The sequence below is a fragment of the Adlercreutzia sp. DFI.6.23 genome (assembly GCF_024462535.1).
GTDB lineage: Bacteria > Actinomycetota > Coriobacteriia > Coriobacteriales > Eggerthellaceae > Adlercreutzia > Adlercreutzia rubneri.
The window spans coordinates 1-293 of sequence record NZ_JANGBP010000666.1 but is presented as its reverse complement, the minus strand read 5'-3'; the positions used below and the strand labels follow the sequence as shown (position 1 = coordinate 293).

The window sequence follows — 293 nt, the reverse complement described above, 5'->3', positions numbered from 1 at the left end:
CCCTCGGGATCCATCTGGTTGGTGCCCTCGCCCTTGATGAGGCCCGAGGGCGTTGAGGGCACGGCCGCCATCATCGATGCTTTGGTGGAAGAGGGCAAGATCGTGAAGGCCGACACCCTGGAGGAGATCGCCGACGCCTTCGGCATCAACAAGGAGACCTTCCTGGCCACCGTGGAGCAGTACAACGGCTTCTACGATGCGCAGAACGACACCCAGTACGGCAAGGAGCCCTTCCGTCTGTCGGAGATTCGCACGGCGTTTCTTTTGGGGGTGGTGGCCCTGGTCACGGCACT

At 62.5% G+C, this 293-nt stretch carries 1 pseudogene; it reads left to right on the top strand.

The features are described 5' to 3' along the window. A pseudogene (locus NE591_RS14995) lies at positions 1-293 on the top strand (hypothetical protein); the annotation flags it as partial.